General features: G+C 60.9%; 18 protein-coding genes and 1 pseudogene. 13 read left to right on the top strand and 6 right to left on the bottom strand.

Annotated elements, in window-relative coordinates; translation table 11 throughout:
- Positions 1-475 precede the first annotated feature (475 nt).
- Genes JFT58_RS24520 through JFT58_RS24510 form a run of 3 tightly spaced genes read left to right on the top strand, consistent with a single transcriptional unit; the run spans position 476 to position 2,195 of the window.
- A complete protein-coding gene (locus tag JFT58_RS24520; protein WP_005783620.1) occupies positions 476-1,156 on the top strand; it encodes a CsgG/HfaB family protein in 681 nt (226 codons plus the stop codon).
- Positions 1,157-1,185: 29 nt separating this feature from the next.
- Entirely contained in the window at positions 1,186-1,548 is a 363-nt protein-coding gene (locus JFT58_RS24515; RefSeq protein ID WP_054896834.1) for a DUF4810 domain-containing protein, read from the top strand.
- Positions 1,545-2,195, top strand: coding sequence for a DUF799 domain-containing protein (locus JFT58_RS24510; protein ID WP_043049149.1), 651 nt, complete (start codon positions 1,545-1,547; stop codon positions 2,193-2,195). The genes JFT58_RS24515 and JFT58_RS24510 overlap by 4 nt, the downstream gene beginning before the upstream one ends.
- Positions 2,196-2,201: 6 nt before the next feature.
- On the opposite strand, the gene JFT58_RS24505 is transcribed toward JFT58_RS24510, so the two are convergent.
- The gene (locus JFT58_RS24505; RefSeq protein WP_054896833.1) at positions 2,202-3,125 is read right to left on the bottom strand and encodes a S1 family peptidase; all 924 of its coding nucleotides are present in this window, start codon (positions 3,123-3,125) and stop codon (positions 2,202-2,204) included.
- 220 nt (positions 3,126-3,345) lie between these two features.
- Here JFT58_RS24505 and JFT58_RS24500 point away from each other — a divergent pair, with 220 nt between their 5' ends.
- The 3 genes from JFT58_RS24500 (at position 3,346) to JFT58_RS24490 (ending at position 6,325) form a co-directional block, all read left to right on the top strand.
- Entirely contained in the window at positions 3,346-4,974 is a 1,629-nt protein-coding gene (locus JFT58_RS24500) for a vWA domain-containing protein (RefSeq protein ID WP_054896832.1), read from the top strand.
- A 194-nt stretch (positions 4,975-5,168) separates the two neighbouring features.
- A complete protein-coding gene (locus JFT58_RS24495; RefSeq protein ID WP_054896831.1) occupies positions 5,169-5,741 on the top strand; it encodes an RNA polymerase sigma factor in 573 nt (190 codons plus the stop codon).
- A complete protein-coding gene (locus JFT58_RS24490; protein WP_198834686.1) occupies positions 5,738-6,325 on the top strand; it encodes a hypothetical protein in 588 nt (195 codons plus the stop codon). The genes JFT58_RS24495 and JFT58_RS24490 overlap by 4 nt, the downstream gene beginning before the upstream one ends.
- Before the next feature lie 48 nt (positions 6,326-6,373).
- Here JFT58_RS24490 and JFT58_RS24485 read toward each other — a convergent pair whose 3' ends face one another.
- Positions 6,374-7,405: an SDR family oxidoreductase gene (locus JFT58_RS24485; protein ID WP_054896829.1), complete on the bottom strand. Its 1,032-nt coding sequence runs from the start codon at positions 7,403-7,405 to the stop codon at positions 6,374-6,376.
- Between the two features lie 116 nt (positions 7,406-7,521).
- On the opposite strand from JFT58_RS24485, the gene JFT58_RS24480 reads away from it, so the two are divergent.
- Positions 7,522-8,421, top strand: coding sequence for a LysR family transcriptional regulator (locus JFT58_RS24480; protein ID WP_054896828.1), 900 nt, complete (start codon positions 7,522-7,524; stop codon positions 8,419-8,421).
- A gap of 252 nt (positions 8,422-8,673) precedes the next feature.
- On the opposite strand, the gene JFT58_RS24475 is transcribed toward JFT58_RS24480, so the two are convergent.
- Positions 8,674-9,894, bottom strand: a complete 1,221-nt coding sequence (locus JFT58_RS24475) for an alginate lyase family protein (RefSeq protein WP_054896827.1) — start codon at positions 9,892-9,894, stop codon at positions 8,674-8,676.
- 113 nt (positions 9,895-10,007) lie between these two features.
- Positions 10,008-10,820, bottom strand: a complete 813-nt coding sequence (locus JFT58_RS24470) for a MipA/OmpV family protein (protein WP_054896826.1) — start codon at positions 10,818-10,820, stop codon at positions 10,008-10,010.
- 218 nt (positions 10,821-11,038) lie between these two features.
- Between JFT58_RS24470 and JFT58_RS24465 the strand changes: the two genes are divergently transcribed.
- The 6 genes and pseudogenes from JFT58_RS24465 to JFT58_RS24440 all read left to right on the top strand — a co-directional run bounded on the left by JFT58_RS24465 (position 11,039) and on the right by JFT58_RS24440 (position 15,915).
- Complete coding sequence (locus JFT58_RS24465; RefSeq protein WP_003187519.1) at positions 11,039-11,728, top strand: response regulator; 690 nt, start codon at positions 11,039-11,041, stop codon at positions 11,726-11,728.
- 5 nt (positions 11,729-11,733) lie between these two features.
- A complete protein-coding gene (locus tag JFT58_RS24460; RefSeq protein ID WP_054896825.1) occupies positions 11,734-12,909 on the top strand; it encodes a sensor histidine kinase in 1,176 nt (391 codons plus the stop codon).
- Between the two features lie 522 nt (positions 12,910-13,431).
- Positions 13,432-13,728, top strand: a pseudogene (locus JFT58_RS30865) (transposase); the annotation flags it as partial.
- Positions 13,725-14,069, top strand: a complete 345-nt coding sequence (gene tnpB / locus JFT58_RS24450) for an IS66 family insertion sequence element accessory protein TnpB (protein WP_003425037.1) — start codon at positions 13,725-13,727, stop codon at positions 14,067-14,069. The pseudogene JFT58_RS30865 and the gene tnpB, both read left to right, overlap by 4 nt.
- Positions 14,070-14,106: 37 nt before the next feature.
- The gene (tnpC, locus tag JFT58_RS24445) at positions 14,107-15,612 is read left to right on the top strand and encodes an IS66 family transposase (protein ID WP_003425038.1); all 1,506 of its coding nucleotides are present in this window, start codon (positions 14,107-14,109) and stop codon (positions 15,610-15,612) included.
- 3 nt (positions 15,613-15,615) lie between these two features.
- On the top strand, positions 15,616-15,915 hold the full coding sequence (locus JFT58_RS24440; protein WP_003425039.1) for a plasmid pRiA4b ORF-3 family protein: 300 nt from the start codon (positions 15,616-15,618) through the stop codon (positions 15,913-15,915).
- 92 nt (positions 15,916-16,007) lie between these two features.
- Here the strand turns inward: JFT58_RS24440 and merB are convergent, their stop codons facing one another.
- Both merB and merA read right to left on the bottom strand, forming a co-directional pair.
- A complete protein-coding gene (gene merB, locus JFT58_RS24435; RefSeq protein WP_003425042.1) occupies positions 16,008-16,646 on the bottom strand; it encodes an organomercurial lyase MerB in 639 nt (212 codons plus the stop codon).
- Between the two features lie 12 nt (positions 16,647-16,658).
- Entirely contained in the window at positions 16,659-18,341 is a 1,683-nt protein-coding gene (gene merA, locus JFT58_RS24430; protein ID WP_003425044.1) for a mercury(II) reductase, read from the bottom strand.
- Positions 18,342-18,490 lie beyond the last annotated feature (149 nt).

The raw sequence follows: 18,490 nt of genomic DNA, 5'->3' as shown, positions 1-18,490 counted from the left end.
GGCGGGCTTGGGCTAATGCCAGTCAGGGTTAAGCGCAGTTCCCCTGTGGGAGCGGGCTTGCCCGCGAAGGCGGTGTGTCAGTCGCTGCATCTGTTGCTGCACTATCGCTTTCGCAGGCAAGCCAGCTCCCACATTGGATCTTCGTTGCTTTGGGCATTGCGTTCGTTTAATTGATCGGCATTGGGCTTGCCCGCGAAGGCGTTGTGTCAGTCGCTGCATCTGTTGCTGCACTACCGTTTTCGCAGGCAAGCCAGCTCCCACATTTGATCTTTGTTGCTTTGAGTATTGCGGTCGGCAGTAGGCTAAGCCCCCCCACCTATGGCCGAAACAACTTGAGAACCGCTCTCAACCCCGTAAAATGCCGCAGCCGTTGCATCACCGTCTTTCAGGGAAGAATCCAGGCCAGCGCGTTTTCAAGCTGCCTTTCTCCTTGGAAAACCCAGCAACGCTGATTTCCTCACCCAAGGAGCACCCTGTGAAGACACTGTCCAAAATCCTGCTGTCGGGCCTCACCGCCGCGGCGCTGTTGACCGTGGCCGGTTGCGCCACCGAGAGCAACCGCGCGATGCCGGTGGAGCAAGTCGCCAGCGCCCACGTGGCCTATTCCGGCGTGCGTGTGCCGATTGCCGTGGGTAAGTTCGATAACCGCTCCAGCTACATGCGCGGCATCTTCTCCGATGGCGTTGACCGTCTCGGCGGCCAGGCCAAGACCATCCTTATCACCCACTTGCAGCAGACCAACCGCTTCAGCGTGCTGGACCGCGACAACATGGGCGAGATCTCCCAGGAAGCCAAAATCAAAGGCACCGTGCAGAAGCTCAAGGGCGCTGACTATGTGGTGACTGGCGATGTGACCGAGTTCGGCCGCAAAGAGACCGGCGACCGCCAGCTGTTCGGCATCCTCGGCCGTGGCAAGACCCAAGTGGCCTACGCCAAAGTTGCGTTGAATATCGTCAACATCAATACCTCCGAAGTGGTGTATTCCACCCAGGGCGCCGGTGAGTACGCGCTGTCCAACCGTGAAGTGATCGGCTTCGGCGGCACCGCCAGCTATGACTCCACCCTCAATGGCAAGGTGCTCGACCTGGCCATGCGCGAAGCGATCAACCGCCTGGTCGACGGCATCAACGCCGGCGCCTGGAACCCGCGTAACTGATCAGCCACACCACAAGGAGCAGTACACGGATGAGCAAGGCAGTGAAGTTGGCGCTGACGCTGGCAGCAATCGCAACGGTAGCCGGGTGCCAGACGGCGCCCCAGCCCCTGTATCAATGGGAGAGCTACCAGCCGCAGGTTTACGAGTACTTCAAGGGCGAGCCCAAGGAAGCGCAGGTGGAAGCACTGGAACGCGATCTGCAGAAGATCAACGCCAGTGGCCGCAAGGCGCCGCCGGGCTACCACGCGCACCTGGGCATGCTGTACATGAACATGGGCAAGGATGACCAGATGGTGCAGGAGTTTCGCACCGAGAAGGCCCTGTTCCCTGAGTCTGCTGCGTACATGGACTTTCTGTTGAAAAACGCCAAGACCGGAGTCGCCACCAAATGAGCCTGTTAAAACTCACCGGCGCCTTGCTGGCCCTGGCGTTGCTCGGCGGTTGCGCCGCGCCCAAGACGGTCGATTATTCGGCGTACAAACAGGCACGGCCCAAGTCGATCCTGGTACTGCCGCCGATCAACGAATCGCCGGAAGTGCAGGCGTCCTACAGCCTGGTGTCGCAAGTCACCTACCCGCTGGCCGAAGCCGGCTACTACGTGTTGCCGATTGCCCTGGTGGACGAAACCTTCCGCCAGAACGGCCTGACCACCGCCAACGATATCCAGGCCGTACAACCGGCCAAGCTGCATGACATCTTTGGTGCGGACGCGGCGCTGTACATCACCATCAGCGAGTACGGCACCCAGTACATGCTGATCTCCAGCGACACCTCGGTGACGGCCTCGGCCAAACTGGTGGACCTGCGCACCGGCACCACCCTGTGGACCGGTTCGGCGCGGGCGTCGAGCGAGGAGGGCAACAACAACGGTGGCGGCCTGGTGGGCATGCTGATCACGGCGGCGGTCAAGCAGGTGATCAACAGCTCCACCGATGCGGCACACCCGATTGCCGGTATCACCAGTGCGCGCTTGCTGTCGGCGGGGCAACGCACCGGGCTTCTGTACGGTCCGCGTAATCCCAAGTACGGCACGGACTGAACCGCGTCACCTCTGACGACGGTGCTGTTGGATCAAGTCGATGCGTGTGGCCGTGCCCATTGAGTCGCGCTGCCCGTTTACGCTGGCGCCGATGGAACCGTTGTGCAAGGCAACGATCTCGCCGGTGTCGACGCTGATCAGCGGTGAACCGGAAGTGCCGGGTTTCTTGAAGGCATCATGATAGACCGTGCCCTGATTACGGCTGTGCTGGTCGTATCCCTTGAGTGTGGTGGGTTGGCCCTTGGTATTTAAAAATGAAATGCCGAGGGCGTCTTGCCCATGGTTGGGCATAAAGACTTTCTGCCCAGGCGATGCTTGGGGGCCGGAGGCCAATTTGAGCGGCCGGAACTGCTCGGCCAAGGCTTTTTTCTCGCCGGCGGGCAAGTCGACACGCAGCTCGGCGTAGTCCAGCCGTGCATCGCCACTGAGCGGGTTGGGGTCCAGCGGCACTTTGCGCTCTACCTTCATTCGGCCGGTGCTGTCTTGTTCATACCCCAGCCACAGTTCGAGCTTGCTGCCTTTGGCCAGCGCGTCGCGCACATGTTGGTTGGTCAGTACGCTGTTGCCATCGTTGATCAGCGAGCCGGTACCCAACGAACGGGTATGCACGCGTTCGTAGCCCCATGAGTCACGTGTAATGCTCACTTCGCGAATCGTGCCCACGGCCCTGGCGGCGGTATGCATAGGCGTGCCCTTAAGGGATGCGTTGGCGTAGTTCTGCAAGGAGAACGGCGCTTGTTGTTGTACGGGCATTGGCTCGGGGCGCGGCTTGTACGGTGCTGTCTGCGCTGGCGTCGGCGGTTGAGGCCTGACCTGGGCGGGCCAGGTTGGCGCATTGCTTGCGCGTGCCAGTGCGCTGGCATAACTGGCTCGTTGGCCGACTGCGGGATGCTCATAGCGGTGTGTGAGGTTGTTGCTTACGAAGGTCATCGTGGTTTCTCTGATGTGAAAAGCCTCCAGGAAGCTCAAGAAACAGACGGTTCTGACTGGGAGGCGAGCTCTCGATATGTGGTTGCTGGTGACGGCCGGTTCAGTCGGTTGTGTCTCCAAGTGTGAGGCAGCGATCGGAGCGGATAAAGTGTTTAACCCGTATGAGTGCCGCCTCACGTCTGATCTGTTGAACGGATCATTCATTCACGAGGTTCAGCGCATGTCCCGCTCTCTGCTACTGCTGCGTCCTGCTGCCCACGGCTTTGCCGTTACCCTGCTGGTGGTGCTGGTCGGGTGTGGGCTGTCATCGTCTCCCGAAGTCGCCAAACCGATTGAACCGGCGCCTCTCGCCGAACTTCACAGCGCGCCGATCCAGAATGCAGTGGTCAAGCGTATGGCGATGCCGGCACCGATGGCGGTGCGAGAAATGGCGAGGATGGACTACCGCAGCGAACCCCGCGAGCAATACGCCAACCTGCCGGATAACCCGGTGCATCGCGTTTCCGAAACCCCGGTCTCCACCTTCAGTATCGACGTCGATACCGGCAGCTACGCCAACGTCAGACGTTTCCTCAACCAAGGCCGCCTGCCACCCGAAGGTGCGGTACGACTGGAGGAAATGGTCAACTACTTCCCCTACAATTACGCACTGCCCACCGATGGCTCCCCATTTGGCGTGACTACCGAGCTGGCCGCCACGCCGTGGAACCCGCGTACAAAACTGCTGCGCATCGGTATCAAGGCCTCCGATCAAGCCGTGGCAGAACTGGCGCCCGCCAACCTGGTCTTCCTGGTGGATGTGTCCGGCTCCATGGACCGTCGCGAAGGCTTGCCGCTGGTCAAAAGCACGCTGAAATTACTGGTGGACCAACTGCGCGATCAGGACCGTGTGTCACTGGTGGTGTACGCCGGTGAATCCCGCGTGGTGCTCAAGCCCACCTCGGGCGCTGAAAAAGCCAAGATCCGCAACGCCATCGACCAACTCACCGCCGGTGGCTCCACCGCAGGCGCGTCCGGCATCGAACTGGCCTACCAGATGGCCCGCGAAGGTTTTATCGACAAGGGTATCAACCGCATCCTGCTGGCCACCGACGGTGACTTCAACGTGGGCATCAGCGACTTCGACAGCCTCAAGCAAATGGCGGTGACCCAGCGCAAAAGCGGCGTGTCCCTGACCACCCTTGGCTTCGGTGTGGATAACTACAACGAACACCTGATGGAACAACTGGCCGACGCGGGCGATGGCAACTACGCCTACATCGACAACCTGCGTGAAGCGCGCAAGGTGCTGGTGGAGCAACTCAGCTCGACCCTGGCCGTGGTCGCACAGGATGTGAAATTGCAGGTGGAATTCAACCCCGCCCAGGTCAGCGAATACCGACTGCTGGGCTATGAAAACCGCGCCTTGAAGCGTGAGGATTTCAACAACGACAAGGTCGATGCCGGCGAAATTGGCGCAGGGCACACAGTGACGGCGTTGTATGAAATCGTGCCCAAGGGCGAGAAGGGCTGGTTGGACCCTTTGCGCTATGCCGCTGCGCATGCGACCGAAGGCCAATCCGCAGAGCTTGCGATGCTACGGGTGCGCTACAAACCCGCTGCGGGCGGCAACAGCCAATTGATCGAACGCCCCATCGCCAACCAAACCACCCCGGCCAGCGACGACCTGCGCTTCTCGTCTGCCGTGGCCGCCTTCGCCCAACAGCTCAAGGGCGATGGCCGCTACACTGGCAGCATGAGCTTGCAAGACACCGCCAGATTGGCACGCTCGGCCCGCGGCGATGACCCGTTCGGGCTGCGCAACGAGTTCGTGCAACTGGTGGAGTTGGCCCAAAGCCTCAAACCCTGACCTCGCTCACAACCGAGATCAAATGTGGGAGGTGGCTTGCTGCTAAAGCTTTTTGTAGGAGCGAGCTTGCTCGCGAAAAACTCACAGGCACCGCGTTTATCCAGGAAGCACCCGTTATCGTTGACGTTCTTCGCGAGCAAGCTCGCTCCTACAGTAACCCTGCTTCGGCTGACCAAAAGGAGTTCGCCCATTACATGGCCGTTCCAGACGACTCACCCAGCGACGAATCGCTGCTGGCCCGCTACCGAACCGGTGACGCGGGCGCCTTCGAAACCTTGTACACGCGCCACCGCCAGGGCCTGTACCGCTTCCTCGTGTCCCTGTGCAACAAAGCCGAACTGGCCGAAGAAATCTACCAGGACACCTGGCTCAGCCTGATCCGCAGCACCACCCAGCCACAAGGCCGGGCGAGTTTTCGCACCTGGTTGTTCCAGATCGCCCGCAACCGCCTGATCGACCACTGGCGCAAGCACGGCATCCACAACCCCCTGCACGACAGCTACGATGAACAGCTCCACGCCCAGGCCGATGACAGCGACGGCCCCGAGCAACAACTGACCCTCAGCCGCGACCAGGCGCGCCTCGACGCGGCCCTGCAAGCGTTGCCCGAAGACCAGCGCGAAGTGTTTCTGCTGCGCCTGCACGGCGAGCTCGAAGTACCGCAAATCGCCACCCTCACCGGCGCCCCGCTGGAAACCGTAAAAAGCCGCTTGCGCTACGCCCTGCAAAAATTGCGGCGCCTGCTGGCCGAGGAGGTACCCGTATGACTGACTCCCGACACACCCCGGACGACGCGCTGCTTCAGCACTACCGTCAACACAGCACGGGCGAACCGCCCGCGTCCCTCGACGCCTTCATCCTCAACGCCGCCCGCCGCGAAGCCCCGCAGCCGCAACCCAGCCTGTGGCAACGCTGGCTGCAAGCCTGCCAACGCCCGCGCTGGCAAATGGCATTTGCCACCGTCGCCGGGTTGGCACTGATGATCGGCGTGGTCATGCGCTCCCCCGTGCCGCCACCCGAAACCTCCACCGCGACATTCTCTGCGCCGCACCACGAAGAAGCCGCCCAGCCAGCGCCGCAAGCCTTCTCCGCCCCCGCGCCAATGGCCCGGATGGCGATAGCGCCACGGGTTGAAAGTGCGCCTGCTCAAGCCGAAAGCGCAGTGGCGGATCAGCCAGCGCTGAAACTCAGCAAACGGGCGCTGCCTACGTTGGAAGCAGGTCTGCAGGAAATTGTGAACCTGCGTCGAGCGGGTGAAACCAGGGCCGCGGATGAAAAACTGCTGGCGCTGTACCAACGCTTTCCCGAGGAGGACTTGCCGGCACGGCTAGAGGCGTTGCAACAGCAGTGAACCCGCCGCCACGAACCAGCCCCAGGCCTGTCGACCTGGGGCTTTTTATTACAACCCGCCGTAGGCCCGGGACCACGCCACCGTGTCCGTGAGGGTCTGCTCCAATACACGAAAACTCAGCCCCAGTTCCTCTTCACTTTTACGGTGGTCAAAGCGGGTACGGTGCTCCTCGCGTATCAACAACCGCAATGTCGCCATGCTCAGCAAGATGGGCTTTCCAGTCAGGTACGCATAGGCCTCTTGCACCGCTGCCAACAGGTACAGCGCGGGCAGCGGCAGTTGGCGCGAGGGTACCTTGACCCCGGCAATACGCCCCAGCACCGGCATCAGCTGGCGCATGGTCAAGTTGCGACCGGCCGCGAGATAACGCTCGCCCCGTCGCCCGCTTTGGGCGGCAGCAATGTGCGCCCAGGCCACATCGCGGGCATCGACCAGAGAAAAGGTGCCCGGAATCAGCCCCGGCAGCTTGCCGTTGATAACGTCCCGGACCAACTGCCCCGAAGACGTCGGCCCACGGTCACCCGGCCCCCACATCCAACCGGGCAAGACCATGCAAGCGTGCATCTGCGGATGGCTTTCAAGAAACCTCAACACCTCCCGCTCAGCCAGGATCTTGCTGCGGTAGTAGTCATCCGCATCGGCTTCGACCCGCAGGCACGTCTCGTCGATCGGCGTACCGGGGGCACCGTCGAGCACGGCAATCGACGAGGTGTGCACAAACCGTCGCACACCGGCGTCATAGGCCTGTTGCAGCAGGGCTCGGGTACCGACGACATTGATCTTCTCCAGTTCCTCCCAATGGCTGCCGCCCTTGTAGTTATCCCGAAAAAACGCCGCGCAGTGAAACACCGTATCGCAGCCTTGCAACGCCGCCGCGAAGGCATCCACATCCGCCATGTCCCCCACCACCTGCTCCACGCCCGGCACATCGCCGAACTGCTGCGCACCCTTGGCCGCCGAGCGCACCAGCGCCTTCACCGCATAACCCCGTGCGACCAGCTCCCGTACCAGGTTATTGCCCAGCAAGCCGGTGGCACCGGTCACAAAGGTGCTGCGCAAGCGATTGGGGTTCGTGTTCATACAGGCCATTCCATTTGTTGAGAAGGCCAGTAGATATACCGGTCAGCCCGCGCCGTAAAAACAGCGCCTACGGCATAATGGCTTTGCACATCTGCACACCAGGGAAGCGCGGAGATATGGCATTGCAGGCAAATTGGGACGATCTTCGACTGCTGCTGGCAGTCTCACGGCGCGGCAGCTTTTTACAGGCAGGCCAGTTACTTGGCATTGCGGCGTCTACCGTCTCCCGCCGCCTCACCCAACTGGAAACCGCCCTGGGCGAACCACTGGTGGAACGCGGCGTGGAAGGCTGCCGGCTCACCTCCCGAGGCCAAGCCCTGGTAGACGTCGCCCTGGCAGCCGAATCCGGCCTGCGCCGCCAGGCCCCCGCCGACGGCACGCCAGCAACCCTCAGCGGCACCGTGCTGGTGAGCGCCGGCGAAGGCTTTTCCGCCAGCGTGCTTGAGGCCGCCAGCCGCTTCACCTCCCAGCACCCAGGCTGTTCCGTAGAACTACAGGTCACCACCGACTTTCACAAAATCGTACGAGGCGTGGCCGACATCGCCATACGCACCGCACACCTGGGCGAACCTTCCCTGATCTACCGAGGGCTCGGCAAACTCGCTTACGGCGTATTCGCAACTGCTGAATACCTGCAACGGTTTCCTGCGCTAACGCCAGCTACCGCCGCCAGTATCGCCTTGCTGCCGCCGCTGGATCTGCTGCCGCAAATGCGCGCTGCGAAAGCTGCGGGGGTGGACCGTGCGCCGATCAGGGTGAGTTCGTTTGCGGTGCAGCTTGAATCGGTGAAGCGGGGGATGGGGGTGGCGGTGTTGCCGCGTATTTTGGCGACGGGGTTGAGTGAGGTTTTTCAGGAGATAGAACTGCCGGCGATGGAGGTTTATTTGGTTACGCGGCCGCAGGCGTTGAAGCAGGGGCATATTCAGGGGTTTTTTGGGGTGTTGGAGGGGGTGTTGCGCGGTGAAATTTCAAGCCTGGAAAAGCAGCATTCCGGGAATTCATCAAGGCCTTCGTAATACTCAACCCATCGGGATGTAGGCGCTTAGCCACTCGTAGCAACATCGAGTTGCGCGTGCAAGTGGCTCACAAAAAAGCCCCGGGTCTAAAGACCTCGGGTGTTTCATTCATATCTGGCTCCACACTTCTGCGGCGATGGTGCTGGCGTCCTTTGACATTTCCAACACACCAATGCGTTCTTGCCATTCCTCGAATTTGACAGGTAGAAAGGACGCATTTGTAATGCGCAGCGCAGCTTCGGTGATATACCTCTAAGGCATTAACTGCATCTCCGACAAACCGTATTCCCCCAACGAATACAGCAACGTCCCATACCCCAGCTGGACGTAGCCAACCCTGTCAGCACCATAATCCCCGCCACCACCTTCCACTTGGACGTTATTTGCCATGGCCTGCACATTCGGTGCGCTGAGGCCCTTTCGCACGGCGTAGTGGTTGTAGAGCAGTTCCCATATCGGACGGGTTTCGCCGCGATGATCGGCCGAGATGACGGTCTGTTTGAAGCTGCTGTTGGGGATGGGGGTAAACGGCACCTCCTGGCCAAGGTTGTACTTGGCCACATACTCGGCGCCCTGCAGCACGCGGTTGTTCTGGTAGCCGAACAGGTCGTTGCCCTGGCTCCAGGCCATTTGGCAGAAACTGCCGAGCAGGGCTATGTCGAGCATTGCGTGTGACTGATCACGTCCGCTTTCCTGGACTTGACCAAGGCCATCGCCGTAGAGCTTCCACACCGCGTGGGCGATGGCGCCGTTACCGGTGCCGTGCTTGAAGTAGTCGACGGCCTCGTTGTAGAGATCGCGGCGGTCGGTCAGTACGCCGATGGCCAGCATCGAGTTCATGTTGGCTAGGTCCCAGCTGGCCCCATGATGATCAGGCCGGGCGCCGTCGTGGTTCACCAGGAAGTCATGATTGATGGGGTAGAACACAGTGAGCATCATGCCTTGAAAACGCTGGAAATCTTCCGCCCGCCACTTTGGGTAGCTGCGCAGCAGTTCGGCCGCGTTGGCCAGTTGGTAGCCGTACAAGCCTGCCACCAAAGCTCTGCCGGGCTTGTCTTTGATCGCGGTGAGGGTCAAGGCCCACTGGTTCAAAATACTCACGGCCTTGTCGGCATACGCCGGGTTGTTGGAGATCTGCCAGCGCAGGGCCAGTGCATACGCGGCGGCTGCGTCGTTGAACAGAACACTGTCGTTATTCGGGCCGCCTGAAGTGGGGTACACCACCGGCATCGGGTTGGGCTGCCAGGCTAATGAGGCATGGGGGTTGGCGATCAGCTTCTGCCAGCCGGCCAGCCACGGCTGGTTATAGTTGGCCAGCTTCTCGCGTATCCGCGTGAAGTCCTCCCGGGTCTGGAGCAGGCCAGGATGCACGAACGCTTCGGTATGCAGGGTGGGGGAGGCTTGACTGCCGATACTCATCAATAGCGCATAGAGCAGCACGGCTCTTTTGGACAGGTACTTCAAACGGATCATCGTGTGTACGCCCTGATGGGGAGAACCTTGCGCGGTCTGAAAAGCCATTCGCACAGGACTGGAATCTGCCCCAGGGATAGTTCAGATGAAGCCTGCATACCCGGGGCTTGTTGTCAGAACGTGTAGTTGATTGCAAACAGGCCCAAGCCTGCGGTTTCGCGCCTTACCAGCGGGCTGTCGCTGGCCTGGTCAGCGTATTGAGTCAGCGTCAGGCTGGCCAGCGTTGACCAGTGCGCGTCGAAGGTGTGCTGCCAGTTCAAGGCAGCGGAGTAGGCATAGATCCCGGCGTCGGCGGTGTACTTGCTGTAGATCGAGCGTTGGCTCTGAGCCTGGGTGACGCCGAAGAACGTCTGGTTGTAGCGGCTATCGCCGGCATGGGCGTCGATGGCCAGGCTCAGGGTGTCGCGGTCTGTGTGCAACAAGATGCCTTCCAGGCCAAAGCGGTAACGGTTGCCTCGGTGCTCGCCGGCCATGCGCAGTTCGGCTTCGCCGTTGACCGACAGCCAGTCAAGCAGTTGTTGGCTGAGGGTAAAGTCGGCGACGGTTGCGCCGTTGATATCGCCCATACCTCTGAGCTCGTCGCCGCCCGGGCTGGTGATGCTGTCCTTCTCTTTGCGGCCCAGGTCGTAATTGATCGCTGCGCTGGCGCTAAAACCACTGTCGGATTGAAATTGCAGGCCCACGCCGCGAGTGGTGTCGGCGAACAACGCTCCGTGCTGGATGCTGAGCATCGGCAGTACGAGCGGACGGTAGCGGTCAGCACCCATGTAGCGAGGCGTGACACCCATGCCAAGGCCCAGGGTAACGGTGGTTTCTTCGGCTGTCGGGCTGGCGTCGGTCGCCTGAGCCTGGGGCGCGAGCGCGCAGCACAGCAGCGTGACGGCGCCCAACAGAACGTTGTGGGTAGGGGAGGTGGTGAAGTTCATGGTCAAGCCCTATGTGCAAAAGAAGACAGCAGTGCGCCCGCCGACGCGCGACACAACACCTCCCTCTGATCGAGCTGTTCAGGCCCGTTGATAGGCTTGGACAGCGATGCAGTGGTCGGCATAGGATCGGCTCGCGAAAGCGGGCGTAGGGCAATACTGGCAGCGCACTTTCAATAAACCGCTCGTAAATTATCAAGGTTTCATCAAGAGGCTTCTTTGTGTCAGGAAAACGTATCCTCATCGTCGAAGACGACGCCGACAGCGCCAACATTCTCGAAGCCTACTTGCTCCGGGATGGCTATGAGGTGGCCCTGGCCGAAGACGGCCAGCGCGGTCTGGACCTGTACAAAAGCTGGCAGCCCGACCTGATCCTGCTCGACGTGATGCTTCCGCGCTTGAGCGGCACCGAGGTGTTATCCGCCGTGCGCCGTAGCAGTGACACGCCGGTCATCATGGTCACGGCCATGGGCGACGAACCGGAAAAACTCGGTGCCTTGCGTTATGGCGCGGACGACTATGTGGTCAAGCCTTACAGCCCGCGCGAAGTGGTGGCGCGGGTGCACGCGGTGTTGCGGCGCACCACCGGCAACCAACCGGTCGAACACCTGCTGCGCCATGAAAACCTGCGGGTGGATCTTGTTGCGTTTACCGCGGCCATTGAGCAGGGCGAAGCACCACCGCAATGGCTGGACCTGACCCCAACGGAATTTAAGCTGCTGGTGACGTTGCTCAAGACGCCGTCCAAGGCCTTCACTCGTGATGAGTTGCTGGAAATCTGCCTACCGGAAAGCGAAGCCCTGGCCCGCGTCGTCGACACCCACGTGCACAACCTGCGCCGCAAGCTGGAAAACCACGGCATCACCGGCGTTCTGGTCACGGTGCGCTCCATTGGCTATCGATTCAGGTAACGCACATGCTTGAGCAACCGCGGGTCAACGACAAACCCATGTGGCGCTGGATCGGCCTGCGCATGAGCCTGCTGGCGATCGGCGCGGTGGTGGTGATCTCGGTGTGCATGTGGATCAACGTCACACTGTCGGACTGGTATTTTGTGCAGCATCTGCCGCCTGGGCCGCGTGAGGAGCTGCTGGCGTTGCGCGCCGAGCCAGAGCTCAATGAGGCACGCTTGCGTCAAGTGGTTGCCCAGTACTATCCGCTGGACTATTTCCAGCCGGCTATCGCCAATCGCGACTGGCTGATACTGATCGGCCTGGTGCTGGCCGCGATCCCTATCATCATTGGCTTCGGCCTGTGGTTTTCGCGGCCCTTGTCCAGCCAGTTCTCGGCAATTGCCCAGGGCGCCCGGCGAGTCGCCGGCGGTGATTTCCTGACTCGCCTGCCGGTGCACCGCGACGCGCCCGACGAGCTGCAACGGCTGGTCAGCGACTTCAACAGCATGACCACGCAACTGGAGCGCTATGAGCGCGATGTGCGTGAATCCAGCGCGGTCATTGCCCACGAACTGCGCACACCCTTGAACGCCGCCATGGGGCGCGTGCAGGGTATGCTCGATGAGGTATTCCCCAGCGATGCCATGCAGTTGGGCATGGTCAAGCGTCAGCTCGATCAACTCAGAAAGCTGGTGGATGATTTGCACCTGTTGTCGATGGCTCGTGCTGGCCGGCTGGTGCTGGAGCGCAGCGAGTTTTCTCTGGTAGCTCTGGTGGCGGAGCGGTTGGCGTGGTTCCAGCCGCAGTTGGATGAGGCTTGCGTGCTGACGCAGGTCAGTATTGCTGATGGGCTTCGTATGCATGCCGATCGTGATCGCCTGGGCCAGGTGATCAACATTCTGGTCGATAACTTGCTGCGTTATGCGGCCGGGGGAGGCGAGTTGAATGTAACGGCGCGCCGGGTTCACGGTTCGGTGGTGATTGAAGTCGGTGACCGAGGGCCAGGTATCGAAGCCCAGCATCTGGACAGCGTGTTCGACCGCTTCTGGCGTGCAGAGCGCTCCAGGGCACGTTACTCGGGGGGGAGCGGGCTAGGCTTGTCCATCGCCCGTGCGATCTGCCACGCCCATGGCGGTACCATTACTGCCCGCAATCTGGCCGAAGGCGGTACGCTGATCAGGGCGGAGGTTCCTGTGTAGGCGTTTCTTCTTTGCTTGAGACCGGCGCTCAAGACGGTGAAATCGTAATGATCGTAGAGCTGGAAAACTGCTTGGGAAAAAGGGAGGGGAAAGGGGATTTATTTTCACCTCTACTATCCCGACGCGACTCAACACTCTTTCACCACCCACCAAACGCACAAAAAAGCCCCAGATCTCCCGACCTGAGGCTTTTTCATTCCAAATTTGGTGCCCCGGCGTCGTTTGAACCGATAGGTTTGGTGCCCTATTTATGGGGGCTTTTCTATCAATCCTTGGTTAGGCATACACGTGGGCATACACGGCGGTGCTTCCTAGGAGGAGCCCACAGTTGAAAAAATGGCGGTTCAAGGCCAATCACTGTAACCGTCCGGCCAGCACCCTCTCCTGACAGCCCTCCAAATTGGCCAAGATAGTGGACACCATTTTTTAGTGGACACTATCTTGGATACAGTTGCCCCAGCCCGTCGAGCCGGTCGCCGCCCCAACTTTCCGCTGGACTTTAAACGCCAAGTCGTCGAGGCCACCTTCCAGCCTGGCGCCTCCGTGTCATTGATCGCTCGCGAACATGACGTCAATGCCAATCTGGTCTTTCGCTGGCGGCAGCAATACCAAGAAGGGCTATTCGGCCCGGTCAGCCAGAGTGCTTCGTTTTTGCCAGTCCAGGTGATCGAGGCGCCAATGGATCTGCCGCCAGTCTTCCAGCCACAGGCAGAGTGTCATTCCGAGATCGCAGTTGAGGTAGGAAAAGCCAAGTTGCGTATCACCGGAGCACCAGACCCGCAGACGCTGCAACTCGTCTTGCAGCAGTTAGTGCGATGATTGCCCCTCCCGCTGGAACCCGTATCTGGATCGCCGCTGGCGTCACGGACATGCGTCGTGGCTTCGACGGTTTGGCGGCCATGGTGCAGACTCAACTGGAAGCCGATCCCTTCTCCGGTCAGATCTTCGCCTTTCGCGGACGGCGTGGTGACCGGATCAAACTGTTGTGGTGGGATGGCGACGGCTTGTGCCTGTTTTGCAAACGGTTGGAGCAAGGACGCTTTGTCTGGCCGCAAGCAACCAGCGGCAGCGTGTCGCTGACGACCGCGCAGTTGTCGATGCTGTTGGAGGGCATTGATTGGCGCCGGCCAATTCGTACAGCACCCGTCCTCGCGGTCTGACTTGCCGCGCTGAAAAAATCCCCAGTAATATTCGGGCATGACCCTCGTGACCGACTCCCTGCCGAATGATCTTCAAGCCTTGAAGGCGCTGATCGCTGCCCAGCACGCAGAGATTGAGCGCTTGAAGATGATGATCGCCAAGCTGCGTCGTACGCAGTTCGGTCGCAGCTCCGAGCAACTGGAAGCGATGATCGACCAGCTCCAGTTGAGCCTTGATGAGCTGCAAATCAGCCAAGCCGAAATGACACCTCCAGTCGAGCCGGCACCTCGCGCAGTTTCGCGCCGTAAACCATTGCCTGAACACCTACCTCGCGAAACCCACGTTCATCAGCCCGAGTCGCAATGCACTGGCTGCGGTGGGACGCTTCGCCATTTAGGTGAGGATGTGTCCGAAGTGCTGGAGTACGTTCCGGCACGTTTCAAAGTCATTCGCCATGTCCGTCCGAAGTGGGTTTGCCGCTGCTGCGAGCACTTCGCCCAGGTGCCGGCACCGAGTCGCCCGATCGCCCGAGGTCTTGCCGGCCCAGGGTTGTTGGCCCATGTGCTGGTCTCGAAGTTTGTCGATCATTTGCCGTTGTATCGGCAGTCCGAGATCTACGCCCGTGAGGGCGTGGAGCTGGAGCGCTCAACCCTGGCCGACTGGGTTGGCCAGAGCAGTCAGTTGCTGCGACCACTGATCAACGCCCTTGAGCACCACGTCATGAGCGGACACAAAGTCCATGCCGACGACACGCCGATTGGCGTGCTCGCGCCGGGCAACGGCAAGACCAAATCGGCGCGCCTGTGGACGTACGTGCGGGACGACCGACCTACGGGGGACGCGACACCGGCGGCGGTCTGGTTTGCCTACTCGCCGGATCGCAAGGGGCAACATCCCCGCGCGCATCTCAAGCGCTTCAGCGGGATCTTGCAGGCGGACGGCTATGCCGGTTTTGCTCAACTATATGCCACGGGCACCATTGAGGAAGCGGCGTGTTGGGCTCACGCCCGGCGCAAGTTTTACGAGGTCTACAAAGACCTGGCTTCACCACTTGCCGCCGAGGCGCTGCAACGGATTGCGGCCCTGTATGCCATCGAAAGCGAGATTCGAGGGCAACCGCCCAACCTGCGAAAAGTGGTTCGGCAAAGCCGAGCCAGTCCGCTGCTGGAACAACTCCACGCGTGGCTCAACCAGACGCTGACTCAACTGTCGAAAAAATCGGCATTGGGCGGTGCGATTCTCTATGCCCTCAATCGGTGGCAGGCCTTGGTGCGCTATTGCGATGACGGGCGAATTGAGATCGACAACAACGCTGCCGAACGCGCGCTACGTGCTGTCGCGCTAGGCAGAAAAAATTATCTGTTCGTCGGTTCCAACGCCGGCGGCGAACGAGCGGCTGCGATTTACAGCCTGGTGGGTTCAGCCAAACTCAACGACCTGAACCCGCAAGCCTATTTGACACACGTGCTGGAGCGCATCGCCGACCACCCGATCAATCGGGTCGACGAACTGCTGCCCTGGAACGTTTCTCTCGCCTCCACGGAACTCTGCGAGGCCGCCTGATCCATGGTCAAAACTGTTCGCTTGCCAAAACCCGAACCTGATTTGTTGCTACTGCACATTGAATTGAAGTGGATCGAACCTGCCATCTGGCGCCGTGTGGCGGTGCCCGAGAACATCACCTTAGGCAAATTGCACGCGGTGATCCAGATCGCAATGGGCTGGCACGATGACCATCTGCATGAGTTTGAAATAGCTGGTGAGAGTTACGGTATTCCCGACTCCGATGGATGGGGGCCTCCCGTGAACTCGGAGACCCGCAAGACTCTGATCAAAGCGTTGAACGGGAAAAGGACATTCCGCTAGGTCTATGACTTTGGCGATGGCTGGGATCACCGGATCAAAGTCGGAAAGAGAAATCCGATGCCCACTCCGTAGGACATTGAGTCGAAATCCAATCACGATGTTCTCATTGGAAGGGTCTGCAACAGATGTCGATTAAGCTCCTGGCCCACGCCGAACGCCTCTTGGACGCTTACGATAGTCAATCCTTGATGCTTGGAGGCCCAATCTTCTGCCGCTGGGATAGATGCGAAGAAATGCACATGGCAACAGAAGGACTGACGAACGTCGGCCGCCTCCTGCGGCAATACCAGTGACACTGCCACGTCGGCAGGTTCAACAGCCTGTATCTCGCTGGGTGAAACCGTAAGCGAAACGGGTGCTCCAGTTGCAGCGCAATGCGACGAGACGCGAGCTGTACGGCCGATTAACGCCGGGAGCATCAGGGTGTCCAGCGCGCACCAGGCATACAGCCGGCGGTTGTCAATTTCCAAGACATGCGACGTCTCGCGCAAGGTGAGGACATAGCCGATGATGTTCCCATCGTTGTCGTATTCGGTACTGGTGGCTTGTTCGAGCACAGCCGCCACTTGCTCAGCGGGCCAGCCAAGAGTCCTGGCAAGCGTAGTTCGCGAAATCGGGCGTCCCTTGGCAAGTTCACCCAGTAGCGCGACCAAGAACTCCGCAAAACCTTTGGGCCGGTTGGTCGGGGTGAGACGTTCGGCGATCTCGGTAATGTAGCGGGCAAATTTCATGGTGCTCTCCATTCATCCAGCGCAGCAGGACAATTGCTTTACGTCCTTGGTGAAAGTCTGCGCCGCGAGCTTCAGGCCCTCGACCATGGTTAGGTAGGGGAACAACTGGTCGGCCAGCTCCTGCACGGTCATGCGGTTGCGAATAGCCAGCACCGCCGTCTGAATCAGCTCGCCCGCTTCCGGGGCCACCGCCTGCACGCCGAGCAACCGACCAGAACCCGCTTCGGCGACCAGCTTGATGAACCCTCGCGTGTCGAAGTTGGCCAGCGCACGCGGCACGTTGTCCAGGCTCAGCGTGCGACTGTCGGTTTCGAGGCCTGCGCGCTGTGCTTCCGCTTCGCTGTAACCGACGGTGGCCACCTGCGGATCGGTGAACACCACCGCCGGCATGGCATCGAGATTAAGCGTAGCTTCGCCGCCGGTCATGTTGATCGCCGCACGGGTGCCAGCCGCCGCCGCGACGTAGACGAACTGCGGCTGGTTGGTGCAGTCGCCGGCTGCATAGATATCCACTGCGCTACTGCGCATGCCCTGATCGATCTGAATGGCGCCGCGTTCATCCAACAGTACACCCGCCGCTTCCAGGTTCAGGCTTTGGGTGTTGGGCGTGCGGCCGGTGGCGACGAACAGTTGGTCGGCGCGCAGTTCACCGTGGTTGGTGGTCAGTACGAATTCGCCGTTGGCGTGGGTCACCTGACTGGCTTGTGTCTGCTCAAGCACGTCGATGCCCTCCATGCGGAAGGCTGCGGTCAGCGCCTCGCCGATGGCCGGATCTTCGCGGAAGAACAGCGAGTTGCGCGCCAGGATGGTGACGCGGCTACCCAGCCGGGCAAAGGCTTGCGCCAGCTCCAAGGCCACCACGGATGAGCCGATCACGGCGAGCCGTTGCGGAATACTGGCGCTGGCCAGTGCCTCCTCCGAGGTCCAATAGGGGGTGTCTTGCAGCCCGCGAATCGGCGGCACGGCCGCACCGGCGCCGGTAGCGATCAGGCAGCGGTCGAACGCGACTTCGCGCCCGCCCCCCTCGACCAGTTCGACGCTGAGCGTGTGGCCGTCCTGGAAGCGAGCGGTGCCACGCAGCACGGTGATGGCTGGTGTGCTCTCCAGAATGCCTTCGTACTTGGCGTGACGCAGTTCGTCGACAAGGCCTTGCTGTTGCGCGAGCAGCCGCTCGCGCAGGACGGTCGGCGGCGTGGCGGGCATTCCGTCATCGAACGGACTCTCGCGGCGCAAATGAGCCACATGCGCGGCGCGAATCATGATTTTCGACGGCACGCAGCCGACGTTGACGCAAGTGCCGCCGATGGTGCCGCGCTCGATCAGAGTGACGCGGGCGCCGGCTTCCACCGCCTTCAAGGCGGCCGCCATTGCCGCACCGCCGCTGCCTATGACTGCAATGTGTAGCGCGTCGCCGTTTTTGCCGACCTCGGTGTCGCTGCGCAACCAGCCCAGCGCCTTATCGAGCTGGCCGGGGCGCGGTTGTAGCGAGGCGACTTCGAACGACGCTTGATACCCAAGGGCCTCGACGGCGGCTTGCATTTGTTCACGGCTGACAGCCGCGTCGGCCGTCATTTCGGCCTTCCCACCGGCGTAGGAGACGTCCGCCCGGTGCACGCCGGAGATTCCCTCCAGAGCATCTCTGACGCGGTCGGCACAGGAGGCGCAGGTCATACCGTGGATTCGCAGTGTGGTCATAGCGTTTACTTCCTCAAATGGGTCTCTTTGCGGCATTACTGTTTTGGCTGTGGTGGGCAGGCACCCGGGGCGCAACGGGGGTGCCTGGCCACCACAGCCAAAACAGTAATGCCGCAAAGAGACCCATTTGAGGAAGTAAACGCTATGAC

The organism is Pseudomonas sp. MF6767 (assembly GCF_016405475.1).
Taxonomy (GTDB): domain Bacteria; phylum Pseudomonadota; class Gammaproteobacteria; order Pseudomonadales; family Pseudomonadaceae; genus Aquipseudomonas; species Aquipseudomonas paracarnis.
This window is presented reverse-complemented; position numbering and strand designations above follow the sequence as displayed.